Source organism: Pseudidiomarina atlantica (assembly GCF_000753735.1).
Lineage (GTDB): Bacteria > Pseudomonadota > Gammaproteobacteria > Enterobacterales > Alteromonadaceae > Pseudidiomarina > Pseudidiomarina atlantica.
In genome coordinates, this window is record NZ_JPIN01000019.1 from 1 (window position 1) to 18,062 (window position 18,062).

The 18,062-nt window shown below is 49.8% G+C and carries 16 protein-coding genes and 1 tRNA gene; 9 read left to right on the forward strand and 8 right to left on the reverse strand.

Going from position 1 to position 18,062, the window contains the following annotated elements:
* Window positions 1-293 precede the first annotated feature (293 nt).
* The 5 genes from IDAT_RS12455 to IDAT_RS12475 form a co-directional block, all read right to left on the reverse strand.
* Window positions 294-632, reverse strand: a complete 339-nt coding sequence (locus IDAT_RS12455) for an integrase arm-type DNA-binding domain-containing protein (protein ID WP_034734254.1) — start codon at window positions 630-632, stop codon at window positions 294-296.
* Window positions 633-797: 165 nt separating this feature from the next.
* Window positions 798-873: transfer RNA gene (locus tag IDAT_RS12460), tRNA-Phe, on the reverse strand.
* A 94-nt stretch (window positions 874-967) separates the two neighbouring features.
* On the reverse strand, window positions 968-2,884 hold the full coding sequence (speA, locus tag IDAT_RS12465; protein WP_034734256.1) for a biosynthetic arginine decarboxylase: 1,917 nt from the start codon (window positions 2,882-2,884) through the stop codon (window positions 968-970).
* On the reverse strand, window positions 2,884-3,819 hold the full coding sequence (gene speB / locus IDAT_RS12470) for an agmatinase (protein ID WP_051986818.1): 936 nt from the start codon (window positions 3,817-3,819) through the stop codon (window positions 2,884-2,886). The genes speA and speB overlap by 1 nt, the downstream gene beginning before the upstream one ends.
* Before the next feature lie 87 nt (window positions 3,820-3,906).
* On the reverse strand, window positions 3,907-4,938 hold the full coding sequence (locus IDAT_RS12475) for an ATP-dependent 6-phosphofructokinase (RefSeq protein ID WP_280113590.1): 1,032 nt from the start codon (window positions 4,936-4,938) through the stop codon (window positions 3,907-3,909).
* A gap of 84 nt (window positions 4,939-5,022) precedes the next feature.
* On the opposite strand from IDAT_RS12475, the gene IDAT_RS12480 reads away from it, so the two are divergent.
* On the forward strand, window positions 5,023-6,081 hold the full coding sequence (locus tag IDAT_RS12480) for an Ldh family oxidoreductase (protein ID WP_034734260.1): 1,059 nt from the start codon (window positions 5,023-5,025) through the stop codon (window positions 6,079-6,081).
* Between the two features lie 3 nt (window positions 6,082-6,084).
* On the opposite strand, the gene pdxH is transcribed toward IDAT_RS12480, so the two are convergent.
* Both pdxH and IDAT_RS12490 read right to left on the reverse strand, forming a co-directional pair.
* Window positions 6,085-6,723, reverse strand: coding sequence for a pyridoxamine 5'-phosphate oxidase (gene pdxH / locus IDAT_RS12485; protein WP_034734261.1), 639 nt, complete (start codon window positions 6,721-6,723; stop codon window positions 6,085-6,087).
* A gap of 2 nt (window positions 6,724-6,725) precedes the next feature.
* Window positions 6,726-8,429 (reverse strand): amidohydrolase, encoded by a 1,704-nt coding sequence (locus IDAT_RS12490; RefSeq protein ID WP_034734263.1) that lies wholly within the window; start codon window positions 8,427-8,429, stop codon window positions 6,726-6,728.
* 183 nt (window positions 8,430-8,612) lie between these two features.
* Here IDAT_RS12490 and IDAT_RS12495 point away from each other — a divergent pair, with 183 nt between their 5' ends.
* The 4 genes from IDAT_RS12495 (at window position 8,613) to glnB (ending at window position 11,847) form a co-directional block, all read left to right on the forward strand.
* Window positions 8,613-9,239, forward strand: coding sequence for a LuxR C-terminal-related transcriptional regulator (locus tag IDAT_RS12495; protein ID WP_034734265.1), 627 nt, complete (start codon window positions 8,613-8,615; stop codon window positions 9,237-9,239).
* A 1-nt stretch (window position 9,240) separates the two neighbouring features.
* A complete protein-coding gene (locus tag IDAT_RS12500) occupies window positions 9,241-9,759 on the forward strand; it encodes a DUF1285 domain-containing protein (RefSeq protein ID WP_034734267.1) in 519 nt (172 codons plus the stop codon).
* 74 nt (window positions 9,760-9,833) lie between these two features.
* Complete coding sequence (locus IDAT_RS12505; protein ID WP_034734269.1) at window positions 9,834-11,522, forward strand: NAD+ synthase; 1,689 nt, start codon at window positions 9,834-9,836, stop codon at window positions 11,520-11,522.
* Entirely contained in the window at window positions 11,509-11,847 is a 339-nt protein-coding gene (gene glnB / locus IDAT_RS12510) for a nitrogen regulatory protein P-II (RefSeq protein WP_034734271.1), read from the forward strand. The genes IDAT_RS12505 and glnB overlap by 14 nt, the downstream gene beginning before the upstream one ends.
* Window positions 11,848-11,871: 24 nt before the next feature.
* Here the strand turns inward: glnB and IDAT_RS12515 are convergent, their stop codons facing one another.
* Window positions 11,872-12,624, reverse strand: coding sequence for an outer membrane protein assembly factor BamD (locus IDAT_RS12515; RefSeq protein ID WP_034734284.1), 753 nt, complete (start codon window positions 12,622-12,624; stop codon window positions 11,872-11,874).
* 131 nt (window positions 12,625-12,755) lie between these two features.
* Between IDAT_RS12515 and rluD the strand changes: the two genes are divergently transcribed.
* The 4 genes from rluD to pssA all read left to right on the forward strand — a co-directional run bounded on the left by rluD (window position 12,756) and on the right by pssA (window position 18,028).
* Window positions 12,756-13,724, forward strand: a complete 969-nt coding sequence (rluD, locus tag IDAT_RS12520) for a 23S rRNA pseudouridine(1911/1915/1917) synthase RluD (RefSeq protein WP_034734273.1) — start codon at window positions 12,756-12,758, stop codon at window positions 13,722-13,724.
* The gene (gene pgeF / locus IDAT_RS12525; protein ID WP_034734275.1) at window positions 13,717-14,445 is read left to right on the forward strand and encodes a peptidoglycan editing factor PgeF; all 729 of its coding nucleotides are present in this window, start codon (window positions 13,717-13,719) and stop codon (window positions 14,443-14,445) included. Before rluD ends, pgeF begins: the two co-directional genes overlap by 8 nt.
* A 66-nt stretch (window positions 14,446-14,511) precedes the next feature.
* A complete protein-coding gene (gene clpB / locus IDAT_RS12530) occupies window positions 14,512-17,085 on the forward strand; it encodes an ATP-dependent chaperone ClpB (RefSeq protein WP_034734277.1) in 2,574 nt (857 codons plus the stop codon).
* Between the two features lie 94 nt (window positions 17,086-17,179).
* Window positions 17,180-18,028: a CDP-diacylglycerol--serine O-phosphatidyltransferase gene (gene pssA, locus IDAT_RS12535; protein ID WP_034734280.1), complete on the forward strand. Its 849-nt coding sequence runs from the start codon at window positions 17,180-17,182 to the stop codon at window positions 18,026-18,028.
* Window positions 18,029-18,062: the final 34 nt, after the last annotated feature.

Below are 18,062 nucleotides of genomic sequence, written 5' to 3' on the forward strand. Positions count from 1 at the left end.
TGCTCAGAAGATGACTGGTGAGATTGATGCACGTCAGCAACCGACTGACTGATTTGAGTCAGAACGGCAGCAAGCACCAGTAATAAAAATCCCAGTCTAAGCATCATTACCTACGTTTTAAAAAGACGTCACTACGGTACATTAATTAAAAGCCGTTCTCAATCAAAGCTTGGACTCACCATAATTTAAAAGATATATCATCAACAAGAGTCGTTCTGTTTTGATTACTACTAAGTTCTCAAAATGCAATAATGGGAACAAGAAAACCCACTAAAAACGGGCGATTTCCCCCTTTATACCCTCCCTGCTTTGAATGTATTATTGGCAGCAGCTCGTTTCGTTTCAAACTGTTCGTCACGATGAGATATGGGATCAATATCCTGAGCGAGTAGCTCCCGATTTTGCTGGCGCTTTTCACGTGCTAACGCTAAAGACAAATCGGGGAAGGTGCCAAGCGTTAAATTTCTGCGGCGTTTAGTGAAAGGCTCAAAATAATTGAAGACCCAAACCTTCTTACCAGAAGGTTTAACTCTTAGTTGAAGTCCTTGCCCATCATAAAGATTGTATTCTTTGTCTTTAGGCTCAGCTTCACTGACTTCTCGAGCACTTAACGGTTTAGCTATACGAGCCATTTTAGTAACACGCCTTTAGTACATTTTGTTCTGTGTTACTAAACAGTGTACTAAAAAGTGTGGATGTTACTGAACCAGAAAGGACTAAAAAAGACTCCAACCCCGTCCAAGTACTTGATTAATAAAGGCTTAAAGTACAAGTATGGACGGCATTGGAAGGGATGGTGGTGCCCAGAGGCGGAATCGAACCACCGACACGGGGATTTTCAATCCCCTGCTCTACCGACTGAGCTATCTGGGCAACGGGGCGTATTAAACGAGTTTTTCGGCTTCGAGTCAACCGCTTTTTAGCGATTTTCGACCGTTTGCTCAGTAAATACGCAGTTTGACTAGTTTTACGCCTTTAAGTAGGTGCTACCGGCCAAACATTTTTCGTAGTAGTCGGTCCAGCGCACGCCTTCACGCGGTGCGATGTGACCTTTACGAACTTCACGGTCAATGAACTTCTTCACGGTTTTGGCCATAAAGTCGGTATTGTACTGCATGGTTTCGAGCACTTTCTCGGCAGATGTGCCTGGAACCACTTCTTCGATGTAAAAATCGCCTGGCTCGTCGTCGTGACAGTAGATATGCACTTCGGTTAAGCGGCCAAACAAGTTGTGCATGTCGCCCATCACGTCTTGGTAGGCGCCGGTTAGGAACATGCCTACGTAGTAGTCTTGGTCTTTGTGCAGCGTATGCATCGGAATGTTGTCACTGATTTCGGTACCTTCGATGTACTTCGACAGTTTGCCGTCGCTGTCACAGGTGATATCGACAATCGAGCAACGCACTTCTGGACGCTCATTCAAGCGACTGACTGGTACGATTGGTAACACTTGACCAATTGCCCAAGTATCAGCGGCCGATTGGAAAATCGAGAAGTTACACAGGTACTGGCTCGCCAGCATGTCTTCGAGTTCTTCCAATTCTTGAAAGACGAAGGCTTCGCGGTCGAGTGAACCGTGGATTTCGGTCAATATCTGCCAGTACATGGTATCGAGCTTGGCCATCTCGTCGAGCGATAAGATGCCGAGTTTGAAAGCCTCATAAGCGCTCTGTTTGAACGAAGCTGCATCGTTGTAGCGTTCTTGCGGATGCATGTCATTGGTGTGCACCAGTTCGCGCATGTTGCTGACCAAAATGTGCTCACCTTCGCTGGCGCTGATATCAAACTTAGCACCCGTGTTTTTGATTTCACCAACGATGTTGGTGACTACACAACTGTGGTGCGCGGTAATAGCGCGGCCACTCTCGCTGACCAAGTTAGGGTGGGGCACTTGCTCAAGATCACAGATCTGTTTGACGCCATAGACCACGTCAGCAACGTACTCTTCGGTCGAGTAGTTACGCGACGAGTCAGTGGTCGAGCTGGTACCGTCGTAATCGATACCTAAGCCACCACCGATGTCTAAATATTCAAGCGGCACACCTTCTTGCACCAGCTTGGCGTACAAGCGCGCGCCTTCAGAAACCGCTTCTTTGACCTTGCGGATATCTGACATCTGGCTGCCAATGTGGAAGTGCAGTAATTTACAGCAATCGAGCATATCTTCGCGCTTGAGCAGCTCGATGATGTTGAGAATTTCAGTGATGCTGAGGCCGAATTTGGCGCGATCGCCACTCGAGCCTGCCCATTTGCCTGAGCTGCGCACCATCATTTTGCTGCGCAGGCCGATCAGAGGCTGTACACCCAGCTTTTTCGCCAACGGGATCAACATCTCAAGTTCACTGAATTTCTCGATGACGATGATCATTTTGCGGCGCAACTGACGTCCCAACAACGCAAGTGTCAGGTAGTCTTCATCTTTGTAACCGTTGAGTACGGTGAGTGCGTCCGGATTCTCGTTGTACGCGAGCACTGCCATCAATTCCGGCTTGGACCCTGCTTCCAGACCATAGTTGTAAGGTTCACCAGCGTCGATGATCTCTTCAACCACTTCGCGCATTTGGTTTACTTTGATCGGGAACACGCCGCTGTATTTACCGGTGTAGTTGGCTTCTGCTATGGTTTTTGCAAAGCATTCGTTCAAGATTTCAACTTGTGAGCGCAGAATGTCGTGAAAGCGAATAACCGCTGGAAATTGAATACCCTCGGCACGGATCTCGTCAATCACGTCTTTCATATCGATGGTGACGTCTGGTATCCGATGGTTCGGTGCAATTTGAATATTTCCGTTGTCACCAATTGAAAAATAACCTGCGCCCCAACGGTTTACGCCGTAGAGCTCCTCGGCATCGTCAATGGTCCAAGTGGTGTTTTCATTTACCATTAGCGTGCACCTTTTTCATTCAAAACGATCAGGAGTTCACGGACGATTTTCGCCGCAAACACGTCAGAGTTGCCGGTTGGGTCAATCTCCGGAGAAAGTTCGACGACATCAGCACCGACGAGATTTTTACCGCGCAAAATTTTCATTAAGCTGACGTACGAGTGGAAGTCTTCGCCACCCGGTTCCGGCGTCCCTGTACCTGGCAAAAATGCCGGGTCAAAATAATCCAAATCAAGCGTCAAATAAATCGGACGGTCAGCAGCAATGGCTGCAACGCTGTCGAGAAAGTCTTTGCGTGAAGTGCGAATGGTTTGGTGCTCACGCATGTACTGATATTCTTCGCGGGTACCTGAACGGATACCGTACTGGATCAGCTCATGGTTGGGACCAAAATGGTCCAGCGAGCGACGGATGATCGACGCGTGCGAGTAGTGATAGCCCAAAAAGCCATCGCGTAGGTCAGCATGCGCATCAAGATGCAACAGCACTAAATCTGGGTATTGCTGCAAATATTTACGAATCGGCGCATAAGAGATCGAATGCTCACCACCTAAGGTCAGCACGCGCACGCCGTGAGCGGCCAAATCGACTGGGCCGAACAGCGCATCAAATTGATCCGTTGCATGTTGCCATTGACCTTCAATATCAGCACCAGTGCCGAGCGATAAGTTACCTAAATCGTAAAAGCTGTGGTCGTGTAAGTCGGCATCAAGATAGGGCGAATAAGATTCGATATCTTCTGAGACCGCACGCAAGCCGTCAGGGCCATTTCGCGTGCCTTTACGAAAACAAGCTGTTCCGTCAAAACCAAAGCCAATAAGATGCGTCGCATTCGCGTGCACCTGTGTGTCAGTGCGCGCTCCAAAGAATTCGCGTACCGGCTGAATGGTCTGAATGTTTACGGCAGTTACCGCGTCAGTTTGCTGTTGATTCAAGGTCAATCACCTCCGTTATTGCAACAGGGTATTGTGAAAATAAAAAGGGGCATATTATCTGCGTAAATGCCCCGAATTACTACACCCTTACAGCGGATTTATACGTGGTTTTTTCTTCACTGGATTGAATATTTCGTGCTGAATTCTGAGTAAGTTTTGATCGAGCGGGTTTTTCTTTTCCCAAGTATCGCGCAGCGGCACTTCCACACACTGGTTACCGCGGATACCTGCCATCACTCGGTGATGACCTTTTAAGATCAATTCGACCGCATGCACACCCAGCTGTGACGCAAGTATCCGGTCGCTTGGAGCCGGTGCACCACCACGCTGAATGTGACCCAGTAAGCAAGGGCGACAGGGCAAGTGATACTCTGCTTCTAATTGTTCAGCCAGTGCGACCGCACCACCGGGCCATTGGTGTTCACTCAATACCATGACATAACTGCCTTCACCACGGATCTCTTGCACTTTTTGAATGTGCTTTACTAACGCCGGAATGGTGAGCGGCTTATCTTTTTGTAGTTCGGGTAACACCATACGCTCAGAGCCTGCCGCCATGGCACTACCAAGGCCAATAAAACCGGCATCGCGACCCATGACTTCAACAATGAACACGCGGTCCATGGCATCGGCGGTGTCACGGATTTTATCCAGAGCATCCATCGCAATCGCAACCGCGGTGGCGTAGCCGATAGTGGCATCAGTGCCGTATAAGTCGTTGTCAATGGTACCAGGGACACCAATGACTTGACCGTGCCAATAATTGGCTAGATGGTCGGCGCCGCGGAAGGAGCCATCACCGCCAATTACCACCAAAGCGCCAATGTTGAGTGCATTAAGATTCGCGGCTGCTTGTTGCGCTGCCTCGACTTCTTTAAACCGCTGACAGCGCGCACTTTTAATCACCGTGCCTGAATACTGCAGTACATGCAGCACGTCTTTAGGTTTGATTTCGAAGTAGTCGTTCTCGAGTAAGCCCTTATAACCGTGGCGAAAAGCTATCACCTCGAGACCATAATGATCAGCGGCGAGCACGACCGCGCGCAACGCTGCATTCATACCGGGTGCGTCACCACCACTGGTGAGCACCGCAATCCGTTGTATAGTTGGTTCAGACACGTACTGCTTACTCCTCTGCATTGCCTGTCTCGTTGAATTTGATAAGCTTATCTGACTGAACCTGAATAACAAGCGATAGAGCACATGAGTGACGAAAAAAAACCAAGCGCAAAGGCCATGCAAGCATGGGCTGAGCGTTGTTTGGTGAAGCAAGGGGCGACGTTAGATGTCGCACAAGCGATGGCAAAGCATTTGCTCGCCGGTGATCTCATGGGCTTCCGCACCCATGGGCTACTGCGCTTGCGCTACAACTTGCAGGCGTTGGCAAAGGGGCAAACCCGTGGTGATGGGCAGGTGGCGGTACTTAGTAAACGGGCAGCGATCGAGCTTTGGGATGCGCAATTGCTATCGGGCTTGTATGTGATGCCGCAAGCTGTTGCGCGTGCGCTTGCGATGGCGCGTGATTACGGTACCGGCACCATCGTGGTGCGGCGCGCACAACATGTTGCTGCGCTTGCGGTGTACCTTGAGCAAGCCACCGCCGCCGGCATGTTGATTCAAATGATGGCTAGTACGCCAGCGCAACAAGTAGTGGCACCGCACGGCGCCAAATCAGCATGCTTTTCGCCGAATCCGTTTGCGATTGGTGTGCCCACCACGCAACAGCCCGTACTGTTGGATATGAGTCTGTCGATGACCGCCGCCGGTAAAGTGCGTACCGCGTTGGCCGAGGGCAAGCAGTTACCTTATCCGGCGCTTATCACCGCTGGCGGTGATTATACCTGCGACCCCGCAGCATTCACCGCTGAGCCTGCGGCCGTGCTGGCAAGTTTAGGCGGCGCCGAGTTAGGCTACAAAGGTACCGGCTTGAACCTCTTCAGTGAGCTGTGGACCTTGGCGCTTAGTGATTACGGTCGCGACGATGCCCAAGCGAGTGATGCGGATGCCAACACGGTATGGATTCAGGTGATTGATCCTACTGCGGTTCTTGCCGAAGGTGCTTTTGAGCAACAAGCGTCAGCTTTGGTCAGTGCGGTCAAAGCAGCGACACCGATTGATGCAGATCAGCCAGTACGCGTGCCGGGAGAGGGTGCGTTGGCAACGCGCGAACGTCAATTACAGTATGGTTTAGAGTACAGTGCCGCCGTGTGGCGGCAACTGCAATGGTGTGCGGACTTCTGTGCCGAGCCGTTACCCCGTTGAGGGTTAGGGTTGTAGGCGCTCGATAAGCCAACTGGCATCGTTTTGTAAACGATAGACGAAACGGTCATGTAAGCGATATTTACCGCCCTGCCAAAACTCAAAGACTTCTGGTTTGATGCGATAGCCGCCCCAAGTTTCCGGCATCGGGATGGTTTTCCCCTCATAGCGTTTCGTCAGCTCTAGGTAACGGGCTTCGAGCTCGTCACGTCCAGCAATCGGCGTACTCTGGCTCGAAGCTAATGCACCCAACTGACTGGCGCGCGGGCGACTGTGGAAGTAGGCTTCACTTTGCTCACGCGCTAACTTTTCTGCACGGCCTTCGATACGCACTTGTTGCTCTAACGTTAACCACGCGAAATGCGCGGAAACCCACGCATTTTGCTCGATGTTTTGGCCTTTTTGACTGGCGTAATTGGTGTAAAACACAAAGCCATCGTCGATGTCTTTGAGCAACACAATACGTTGGTGCGGACGTTTATCGTTGCCGCAAGTTGCCAAAGTAAACGCAGTCGGATCGGGCAATGCTGCGGTCTGCTTTGCTTCAGCAAACCAAACGCTAAATTGCTGCATAGGATCGTCATGCAGTGATTCGCGGGTCAATTGCGCGCGCTCATAATCGCGGCGTTCGTCGTGCAGCTTCATGCTTACTCCTGAGTTTCGTTCGTGGTTTGCTGATATACCTGTTCGCCCGCAACATAAGTCGCAAGTACGTTGGCACGCCATAGTTTATCGCTACTTAGCGCAAATGGGTCTTGATCTAGCACAATAAAGTCGGCCCATTTACCTGGCTCGATGCTGCCAAGTTGCTGCTCTTGACCACTGGCGTAGGCCGCATCAAGGGTAAAAGAACGTAAGGCTTGTTCTAATGTCATAGCCTCGTGGGCATACCAACCACCTTGTGGTGCGTTATCACGATCTTGACGCGTGACCGCAGCATGCACACCAAAGAACGGATTGGACAGCTCTACCGGAAAGTCTGAGCCGGCAGCGACAATAGTGTCTTGCTCCAAAAAGGTTTGCCATGCATAGGCGCCACGCATCCGTTCTTTGCCAAGGCGATCTTCCGCCATGTTTTTGTCTGAAGTCGCGTGCGTTGGCTGCATTGAAGCAATAATATCGAGCTCTTTAAAACGTGGGATATCGTCTGGGTGTACTACTTGCGCATGTTCTACGCGGTGACGTAAGTTCCGCCCACCAATGGTTTCATAAGCGCTGGCAAACTTATCAAGAGCGATGCGGTTAGCGCGATCGCCAATAGCATGAATATTAATTTGGAAACCGTGTGGAATGACTAGATTAAATAGCTGCTCTAGTACTTCTGGTTGCGTCACCAACAAGCCGCGCGTGTGGGCCGCATCACTATATGGCTCAATCAGTGCTGCGCCGCGGCTACCGAGCGCACCGTCGGTGTATATCTTGACACTGCGCACGGTCAAGCTGTCGTCAGCAGTGGTGATAGGACCATTTGCCAGTAGTTCAGGGAGCTTAGGTTCGGTAGCACTTAACATCGCGTAGACGCGCACCGGCATTTCACCTTGTGCAGCTAATTGCTGATAAACCTCGAGATTGGCTGCATCAACGCCAGCATCGTGGACGCCTGTGATACCCTCGGTTACCAAGTGAGCAAAGGCAGTTTTTAAGGCCTTTTTGATGTAGCTCGCATCTTTTGCCGGAAGCTTGCTCTCAACCAATGCCATCGCGTTGTCGATCAGCACGCCAGTAGGCTCACCGTTATCGTCACGAATGATCTCGCCACCTTCAGGGCTCACCGTTTCAGCGGTAATACCGGCTAATTCCAAGGCTTTACTATTGGCCCAGCCCGCGTGGCCATCGACACGGGTTAACCACACCGGTTGGTCTGCGAAAAATTCATCGAGACTCTGGCGTGAAGGAAACGCTCGCACGTCCCAGTTTTCTTGGTTCCAACCGCGGCCGATCGCCCATTCAACCGTTTGGTCACGATAGAAATCTGCCACCCGTTGCACTGCATCGGCTTCAGAAGTGGCATCGCGAACGTCAGCCTGCATTAAGTTCTCGCCGAGTCCGAGCATGTGTCCGTGGGCATCAATGATGCCAGGCAGCACGGTTTTGCCAGCCAAATCGACCTTGCGGTCAATCTCGCGTGGAACCTGCTGTTGAATGCTGTTAACACTACCGATCGCCGAGACTTTGCCATCAATGACTAACAATGCTTCAAATTGTTTTAATTCAGCATTGTTGCCGGGCTCTCCACTCAGAGTATAGCCAGTGAAGTTGTGATAAAGCACGGTATCTGCCATTACCGTCGAACTATGGCCGGCAGATAGGCCCAATACCAGTGTTGCTAACAAGGAAGTCACAATTCTCATTCTATTATCCTCAGCTTTTGCGCTGTTTTAGTTGTTTTGTTTAGTCATATTTAACAAATATTTACAATTGACCAACAGTTTTGTTTTCAAATTTGCCGTATCTGTGTAAACTTGAAACTCTAACGTTACTGATAACCAATTAGATTAAAAGTAATTCGTATTTAATTTTGTTTTGGGGCCCTCATGAAAATCCTCATTATCGATCCGCAGTTTTTTACGCGCGCCGGTCTTATTAACTTATGCACCGGCTTCAGCGCCGACTTGTCGATTTTTGAGTGCCCGACGTTTGAACTTGCTACCGAGTATCTCCAGCACAGCGACCAGTATAATTTAATTTTCTTGGATATGGATTTGCCAGACGCAGAAATCCGACCGTCTCTCGCATTAATTAAGAAATACGCGCCAACGGCGCATGTCGTTTTATTTTGTTGGTCGCGGCCGATGTCGGAAATTCGCCAAGCACTGAGCGCTGGTGTACGCAGTTATTTGCCGAAGGATGCGACAGCTGAAGACGCAAAGTTAGCGATTCGGGCGCTGATGAAAAATGACCGTTACTTGCCTGACGAATCGCGCCTCAATGAAGTTGCGCCGCGGGCTTCGCAAGCAGAAAGTTTCTTGTCGCCACGCCAGCTAGAAATTATGCAATTATTAGCGCAAGGTCTATCGAACAAAGAAATCGCAACCATTCTTGGTATTACCGAAGGCACCATACGCGTGCATTTATCTGCTATCTTTAAAGCCATTAAAGTTTCGAACCGAACAGAAGCCACCTTGTGGTATCTGCTAAGGCAAAAACGTTTAGTGAGCTGAGATGCAACTTGAAGATCTACTAAAATCCCTCGAACAACACCAACACGCACCGACCGAAAAATGGCATCCGCCCTATTGCGGTGAAATCCCGATTCATATTGATGCTGATGGGCAGTGGCACTATCAAAATTCACCGATAAAACGCGAGCGCTTGGTGAAACTCTTCGCTTCGGTGTTGGTGTGTGAAGACGGCGAACATTTCCTTGTCACTCCTGCCGAAAAAGTCAAAATTAGCGTTGCCGATGCGCCGCTTATGGTTGTTGCTTGGCAAGAAATTGCCGACGGCGATCATTCGCTTATTCAAGTGGTCACGAATATTGGTAGTCGCTATCCCTTGTCCGCTGATTATCCATTGGTTGTGGTGAACGGTTTGCCGTATGTAGAACTCGATCATGGTCTACGTGCGAAGATTCATCGTAATGTTTATTATCAGTGGGTCGAACGCGCCGAGCTAGATGAGACTTCTGGCGTCGCGTGGCTGCACAGCGGAACCGAGCGTTTCGCACTGGGACAAATTTAAGCGCGCTATTTGCTCACCGCATTAGGCTGCTATATCATGCGCAGCTTAGTTGAGCGCAGAGGTAAACACGCCCTATGAAACCGATCACCGTTGCGATTGCGCAATTGGATTTTACTGTTGGCGCGATTAAGCGTAACACCGAAACCATGTTGCATTGTCTTGGGCAGCATGAAGATGCTGATATCGTTGTATTCCCTGAGCTTGCAGTGACCGGCTATCCACCGGAAGATCTGCTGTTTCGCAGCGACTTCGAACAGTTGGTGAATGATGCTTTGACGCGCATCGCGGATGCTGCACAGCAGCAGGTGGCGATTGTGGGTCACCCACAACGCATGGGCAGCGAGTTATTCAATAGTGTTTCGGTGTTGCATCGTGGCAAATGTCTTGCCCGATATCATAAGCAACGCTTACCGCAATACGGCGTGTTCGACGAGCAACGCTATTTTATTCCAGGGCATGAGGCTTGTGTTTTTGACTGGCAAGGGCATCGTATCGGTGTGCTGGTGTGTGAAGACCTGTGGCATCCTGAGCCGCTGAAGCGCACCCGTGAAGCCGGCGCCGATTGGATCGTGTCGCTGAATGCCTCACCCTACGAAGTCGACAAGCACGAACAACGTTTGCATGTGTTGCAGCAGCGAGTGCATGAAAGTGGTTTGCCTATCGTTTATGTCAACAATTGTGGTGGCCAGGACGAGTTAGTGTTTGACGGCCACTCTATGGTTGTTGATAGCGATGGCCAAGTGGTTGCAGAACTACCCCATTGTCAGCCCACCGTCGCGTTAGTGCATTTTGCAGCGACTGGAATTCGTCCACTCGACGCAGCTCACTCACCGCAGCCCATAGTTGAAGGTAAAGCAGAAATCACTACCCAGCGGCTCGAGCAGGTACGACAGGCATTAGTGTTGGCGATTCGTGACTATGTTACTAAAAACGGCTTCAAAGGCGTGACCCTAGGCCTGTCGGGTGGGATTGATTCTGCACTCACGCTGGCACTCGCGGTTGAAGCTCTAGGTGCTACTGCTGTACACGCAGTGATGATGCCGTTTCGCTACACCTCGAAGATGAGTCTTGAAGATGCCGAGCAACAAGCGCGCACGCTTGGTGTGAAATATGATGTGATTGCAATCGAGCCGATTTACGAGAGCTTCCTGCAGCAATTAGCACCACAGTTAGCGGATCACAGCCCTGATGTGACCGAAGAAAATCTGCAAGCGCGGAGCCGGGGTGTATTGCTCATGGCATTGTCGAATAAAACAGGTTCCTTGGTACTGACTACCGGTAACAAGAGCGAGTTAGCGGTCGGTTACTGCACGCTTTACGGTGATATGTGCGGCGGCTTTGCGCCTATTAAAGATGTTCCTAAAACCATGGTGTTCGCGTTGTCACGGCATATCAATACCGTCGCCGGGGAACAGCTCATTCCGCAGCGCGTAATTGAGCGTCCACCGTCAGCGGAGCTGGCGCCGGGACAAACGGACCAAGATAGCCTGCCAGAGTATGAGGTACTTGATAAAATCATCTCGCTTTACGTTGAGCAAGATTGGGCACCGAGTGAAATTGTCGATGCCGGTTTTAGTCAAGCAGATGTCTTGCGTGTTGTGCGACTGATTGATATTAATGAATACAAACGTCGACAAGGCGCCGTCGGCCCGAAAATAACGTCGCGTAATTTCAACAAAGATCGGCGCTACCCGATTACCAACCATTTTCGTTATGAAATGGAACGCCAACTGACTACAGAGGCTCGGCATGAAAAAAATTGAAGCGATCATTAAACCTTTTAAATTAGACGACGTGCGTGAAGCTTTATCAGAAGTCGGTATTGCCGGTATGACCGTTTCCGAAGTTAAAGGTTTTGGCCGCCAAAAAGGACACACGGAATTGTATCGGGGTGCCGAATACATGGTCGACTTTTTACCAAAAGTAAAATTGGAAATTGTGGTTGCCGACGATCAAGTAGAAGCTTGCATTGACGCCATAATGGAAACCGCACAAACGGGTAAAATTGGCGACGGGAAAATCTTTGTGAGTACTATTGAACGCGTTATTCGTATTCGTACTGGCGAGGAAAACGAAGACGCCGTCTAATGGACGGCGTCGGCTCGGTTTACTTTACAGGTAATCGCTATTCGGGAAGTTCGTTTGCAACGTCGCGAGAGCATCGTCACGTAATTCATTAAGACCCAAGCGGTCATAGGCTTGCGCCATAATCGCTAGTGCTTGTTCGGTTTCTGGAACATCCGCGTAGTTTTCAATGATGTAGCGGCCACGGTTTGCGGCAGCTAACCATGCTTCGCGCTTAATGTAATATTCTGCTACCGCAAGTTCATATTGCGCTAACCGCGATTTAATTGCCACCATGCGTTGTTGCGCATCAGCAGTGTACTTTGAATCTGGAAAGCGGCGGATTAACGAGGCGAAATCATTGAATGCCTCTTCTGCTTTGCTCGGATCGCGGTCAGTACGGTCGATACCCACGATTTCTTGAACAAAATTAGAGTCTGCTCGATGATTCACCAAACCACGCATATACATTACGTAGTCAAGGTTCGGATGATTCGGGTTTAACTGCATGAAGCGGTCGATTTCAGCGAGTGCTTGTTCGATGTCACCGATTTTGTAGTACACATAAATCCGGTCCATTTGCACTTGGTGGGCAAATGGACCAAATGGGTAACGTGTCGCATGTTGCTGCAATATTTCTTGTGCGGTATTGAAATTACCTGATGCGATATTGCGTTGCGCTCGCTCATATAATGCCTCAGCATCATTTAACACGGCATCGGAAATTTCTTCATCAGGGGAGCTCGAGCACGCACTTAGCATGACCGATAGCGCTAAAAGCAAACTAATACGCAGTTTCATAAGTAGCTTATCTAATCTCTGTTCGGTTAAATTTTTGGTGCATAGCGCGCCAAACAGGTACACTAATCACTTCGAAGTTGCTTGCATTCTATCGCAGCATTAGCTGCTTTCACAGGTCCAAAATTTATTTTATGAGTGAACACATTGAATTAACGGATACGGTCCCTGCTTCCTGCAACGGTAAACGCTTGGACCAAACACTTGCCGAGATGTTCCCAGACTACTCGCGATCACGCATTAAAACTTGGATTACCGATGGTGGCGTCATCGTTGATGGCGAGGTTATCGACAAGCCACGCGAGAAAGTTGTCACCGGTATGCACGTAAGTGTGCGGGCTGAATTACAAGAAGAGCAACGCTTTACGGCGCAACCCATTGCGCTCGATATCGTTTATGAAGACGACCACATTTTGGTGATTAATAAGCCAGCTGGTCTAGTGGTTCACCCTGGCGCTGGAACGCCTGATGGCACGCTTTTGAATGCATTGTTGCATCATTTTCCTGCAATCGATCAAGTGCCGCGTGCTGGTATCGTACATCGACTTGATAAAGACACGACGGGATTGATGGTAGTGGCGAAGACTATTCCGGCGCAAACGCACTTAGTTGCTGCGATGCAAGAACGCGAAATTACCCGTGAATATGAAGCCGTCTGTAACGGTTCAATGACCGCCGGCGGTATGGTCGAGGAGCCTATCGGGCGTCACCCAACCAAACGGACGCATATGGCGGTGGTTGCGACCGGCAAACCGGCGATCACGCATTATCGCATCGTTGAGCGTTTCCGTAAGCATGCGCACCTGCGCCTGCGGCTCGAGACCGGACGGACGCATCAGATTCGCGTACACATGGCGCATATTCGTCATCCATTGGTGGGTGATTTCACCTATGGCGGACGTCCGCGGCCGCCACAAAACGCCAGTCCGGAGTTGCTCGAATACTTGCGTAGTTTTAAACGCCAGGCGTTGCATGCCGCACGATTGTCGTTACATCACCCAATCACGGGGGAGTGGTTGAGTTGGGATGCCCCAACCCCTGATGACTTTGTAAAATTGCTGGAATTATTGCGGGCTGACCGCAAAGCGCACTTGAATGACTGAACCAGACTTACCCTTGCGCCCAGCTTGGCGTTTGCCTGACGGAATTTGCGCGGCGATCTCCACGGTCACCGCTCCGGGCAATGTCGCGGTGCATGTTGGCGATGATCCTGCAAAGGTCCTGCTACATCGCCGACAATTGCAACGCAGTTTGCAGTTGCCACAGGCACCGAAATGGTTGCGGCAACAACATACCACTTACGCAGTTTGTGCTGAACACTCGAGCGCGGGGGTGGTGGCCGATGCTATTTGGTCAGCGCAGGGAGAAGTTTGCGCTGTATTAACAGCCGACTGTTTGCCGCTTCTACTCTGTAGTGAAGATGCCTCCGTAATTGCCGCTCTTCACGCCGGTTGGCGCGGGTTGGCGAACGGTGTTATTACTCGTACGGTGGCACAGTTGCCGGTTTCGCCAGCGCATCTGCGTGCTTATATCGGCCCAGCTATTACTCAGCCACATTTTCAAGTTGGCAGCATTGTCTATGAAGCGTTTGCGGCTCAAGGCCTTGCCGATAGCCGCAGCTTTTTGCCCGACAGCGAAGACAAGTGGCTGGCGGATTTGCCCTTACTTGCTGAGCGCATGCTGCGCCGCGTTGGCATAAGTAATATCACCCAAAGTGGCCTGTGTACCTTCAGTGATGACCGCTTTTACTCCTACCGACGCGATCCAAACTGCGGTCGCATCGCAACCTTGATCTGGAACAATAAAAATCACTTGTCCTCTTGAAACTGATTAAATAATACCCACATGAATAGTCAGGAAATAGCTGATTGCTTGTGAGGTATTAAAATCATGCGATTCGACAAACTTACCAATAAATTTCAACTGGCGATTGCCGATGCGCAATCGTTGGCGTTAGGTCGTGACCATCAATTCATTGAGCCGGTACACGTTATGCTGGCGCTGCTTAATCAAGATGGCGGCACATTGCGTCCGCTACTGACCTATTTGCAAATAGACAGCAACCAATTGCGCGCGGCATTAACCGAAGCGCTTGATAGTTTGCCGCAGGTAGAAGGCACCGGCGGTGAAGTGCAAGTCTCTGCAGCCACCGGCACTTTGCTGAACCTGTGCGACAAATATGCACAGAAACGTAAAGATCAGTTTATCTCGTCTGAGCTTTTTGTCTTGGCGGCAACTGAAGACAAAGGAAAACTCGGTGACTTGCTCAAACGCCTAGGGGTGACGCGCGACAAAGTTGAGCGCGCAATTGAACAAGTACGAGGTGGTGAAGCAGTGCAAGATCAAAACGCAGAAGATCAACGCCAAGCGTTAGATAAGTACACCATTGATCTAACCGAGCGCGCGGAGCAAGGCAAACTTGACCCAGTTATCGGTCGTGACGACGAAATACGTCGTACCATTCAAGTGCTGCAGCGCCGCACCAAGAACAACCCTGTGCTGATTGGTGAGCCTGGCGTGGGTAAGACTGCCATTGTTGAAGGTCTAGCGCAGCGTATCGTCAATGGTGAAGTACCAGAAGGCTTGAAAAACAAGCGTGTTCTCTCGCTCGATCTTGGTGCTTTATTAGCGGGCGCGAAATATCGCGGTGAATTCGAAGAGCGCCTAAAGGCCGTTTTGAATGAGCTAAGTAAGGAAGAAGGACGCGTTGTGCTGTTTATCGATGAATTGCATACCATGGTCGGTGCTGGCAAAGCTGACGGTGCGATGGATGCGGGCAATATGCTGAAGCCGGCTCTAGCGCGAGGTGAATTGCATTGTGTCGGTGCCACGACTCTGGATGAATATCGTCAATATATTGAAAAGGATGCAGCGCTGGAGCGACGTTTCCAAAAAGTGTTGGTGGACGAACCTAGTGTTGAAGACACTATTGCCATTTTGCGTGGCTTAAAAGAACGCTACGAAGTTCATCACTCGGTGCAAATCACTGATCCAGCGATTGTCGCAGCGGCAACTTTGTCACATCGTTATATCAGCGACCGGCAGTTACCTGACAAAGCCATCGACTTGATCGATGAAGCAGCGTCGAGTATTCGCATTCAAATTGACTCTAAACCGGAAGACTTGGATCGCTTAGAGCGCCGCATCATCCAGTTGCAGCTAGAGCAAAAGGCGCTGCAAAAAGAGAACGATGAAGCGAGTAAAAAGCGCTTAGAATCGTTGGAAACCGAATTGCAAGACCAGCAACGTAAATACGCTGAGCTAGAAGAGGTTTGGTTAGCAGAAAAAACGGCGGTGCAGGGTGCGCAAAACATCAAAGCGCAGCTAGAGCAAGCGAAAACTGATATGGAAATTGCGCGCCGTGCTGGCGATCTAAACCGCATGTCAGAATTGCAGTATGGCAAAATTCCAGAGCTGGAGCGCCAACTTGCGCGTGCTGAAGCCGCTGAAGATCAGGAAATGTCGCTGTTGAAGAACAAAGTGACGGATGAGCAAATTGCTGATGTTCTGTCACGTTGGACAGGTATTCCAGTCAGCAAAATGCTGGAGGGCGAGCGTGAGAAACTACTGAAAATGGAAGAACAGTTGCACCAACGCGTAGTTGGGCAAGAGGAAGCGGTTAATTCAGTTGCGAACGCCATCCGACGTTCACGCGCTGGTTTATCCGATCCGCAACGACCGATTGGTTCGTTCCTGTTCCTTGGGCCAACTGGTGTTGGTAAAACTGAACTGTGTAAATCGCTGGCGCACTTCTTGTTCGACACTGAAGATGCAATGGTGCGCATCGACATGTCAGAGTTTATGGAGAAGCACTCGGTTTCACGTTTAGTAGGTGCGCCTCCAGGTTATGTTGGTTACGAAGAAGGAGGCTACCTAACGGAAGCCGTTCGTCGTCGTCCGTACTCGGTGATTCTGCTGGATGAAGTCGAAAAAGCGCACCCAGATGTATTTAACATCTTGTTGCAAGTGCTTGACGACGGTCGCCTCACTGACGGTCAAGGTCGCACGGTCGATTTTCGTAACACGGTGATTATCATGACTTCGAACTTGGGTTCTGACGTAATCCAAGAAAAAGCTCATGAGCAAAACTATGAGCAAATGAAAGACGCGGTGATGGAAATACTTGTTCATCACTTCCGTCCAGAGTTTCTCAACCGTGTGGATGAGACGGTGGTGTTCCATCCGTTAGCCAAATCGCAAATTCGCGCAATTGCAGAAATTCAGTTGCAACGTTTATACAAGCGTTTGGCTGAGCGCGACTATAAAGTCGACTTGAGTGAAGCTGCACTAGACCACCTAGCAGCGGCTGGTTTTGACCCTGTGTATGGTGCACGACCATTGAAGCGTGCAATTCAACAGGAAATCGAGAACCCGTTGGCGCAGCAATTACTGTCCGGAAAACTATTACCTGGTCAGGTCATCAAAGTTGACTACGATGGTCAGCAAATCAATATCAGCCAGTAACAGGGACATACTAGCTGCGATGAATCTCTATTTATCGCAGCTAACCTGCTGTGCTATCCTCTTCGGTCTCGAATTCGAAAATTAGGATGGTCTCATGCCAAATACTCCGTCGACAAAGAACCGCGGTATCTTTTTACTGCCGAATCTATTAACCACTGCAGGTTTATTCTCTGGGTTCTTTGCTATTGTCGCATCTATGAACAATCAGTTTGAGTCTGCCGCTATCGCCATTTTCGTCGCTATGGTATTCGACGGATTAGATGGTCGGGTGGCACGTATGACCAACACTGAAAGTGATTTCGGTGCAGAATATGACAGCATGGCGGACATTGTGTCATTCGGTATGGCGCCGGCGCTGGTGATGTACAATTGGGCGTTGTCGGATTTAGGCAAGTTTGGTTGGTTAGCCGCGTTTATTTTTGTCGCTGGTGGGGCGCTGCGTTTGGCGCGCTTCAATACTAACTTGGGAACCTCTGATAAGCGTTATTTCCAAGGGCTTGCCATTCCAAGCGCTGCGGCCATTGTAAGTGGTCTCGTATGGGTGGGTACTAAGTACCAAGTCGATCCTAACTCCATTAGTTATCTTGCCGCGATTCTAACTATCTGTGCTGGTTTACTGATGGTCAGTAATTTCCGTTATCACTCGTTTAAAGATGTTGATTGGCGCGGTCGCGTTTCTTTTGTGGTGATTTTGATTATTGTCCTCGCCTTTGTCGTGGTGGCGACGGAACCTTCATTAGTGCTGTTTAGTATTTTCTTCTTGTACGCGCTCTCTGGACCTATTCTCACGATTCGTTCCGTTAATCGCTTAGAGTTAAAGCATGTCGTTGGCGACACCGATGAAGAATGTGAAGCTGCCAAAAATGCCGACAAGAGAGAAGTTGAAGCAAAAGAAGCCGCAAAAACGGTGCAAAAGGACGACAAAAAAGAAACATCCGAGTAAAAACTAAGCGATCAAACGAAAAACGCAAAAAAGA

Bases quoted from the DNA above. Each gene is read 5' to 3' on its own strand.
- pgeF (WP_034734275.1), top strand. From the start codon at position 13,717: ATGACTGAACCAGACTTACCCTTGCGCCCAGCTTGGCGTTTGCCTGAC.
- IDAT_RS12480 (WP_034734260.1), top strand. From the start codon at position 5,023: ATGAGTGACGAAAAAAAACCAAGCGCAAAGGCCATGCAAGCATGGGCT.
- clpB (WP_034734277.1), top strand. From the start codon at position 14,512: ATGCGATTCGACAAACTTACCAATAAATTTCAACTGGCGATTGCCGAT.
- IDAT_RS12495 (WP_034734265.1), top strand. From the start codon at position 8,613: ATGAAAATCCTCATTATCGATCCGCAGTTTTTTACGCGCGCCGGTCTT.
- IDAT_RS12490 (WP_034734263.1), bottom strand. From the start codon at position 8,429: ATGAGAATTGTGACTTCCTTGTTAGCAACACTGGTATTGGGCCTATCT.
- glnB (WP_034734271.1), top strand. From the start codon at position 11,509: ATGAAAAAAATTGAAGCGATCATTAAACCTTTTAAATTAGACGACGTG.
- IDAT_RS12515 (WP_034734284.1), bottom strand. From the start codon at position 12,624: ATGAAACTGCGTATTAGTTTGCTTTTAGCGCTATCGGTCATGCTAAGT.
- speA (WP_034734256.1), bottom strand. From the start codon at position 2,884: ATGGTAAATGAAAACACCACTTGGACCATTGACGATGCCGAGGAGCTC.
- rluD (WP_034734273.1), top strand. From the start codon at position 12,756: ATGAGTGAACACATTGAATTAACGGATACGGTCCCTGCTTCCTGCAAC.
- IDAT_RS12455 (WP_034734254.1), bottom strand. From the start codon at position 632: ATGGCTCGTATAGCTAAACCGTTAAGTGCTCGAGAAGTCAGTGAAGCT.
- IDAT_RS12505 (WP_034734269.1), top strand. From the start codon at position 9,834: ATGAAACCGATCACCGTTGCGATTGCGCAATTGGATTTTACTGTTGGC.
- pssA (WP_034734280.1), top strand. From the start codon at position 17,180: ATGCCAAATACTCCGTCGACAAAGAACCGCGGTATCTTTTTACTGCCG.
- pdxH (WP_034734261.1), bottom strand. From the start codon at position 6,723: ATGAAGCTGCACGACGAACGCCGCGATTATGAGCGCGCGCAATTGACC.
- IDAT_RS12500 (WP_034734267.1), top strand. From the start codon at position 9,241: ATGCAACTTGAAGATCTACTAAAATCCCTCGAACAACACCAACACGCA.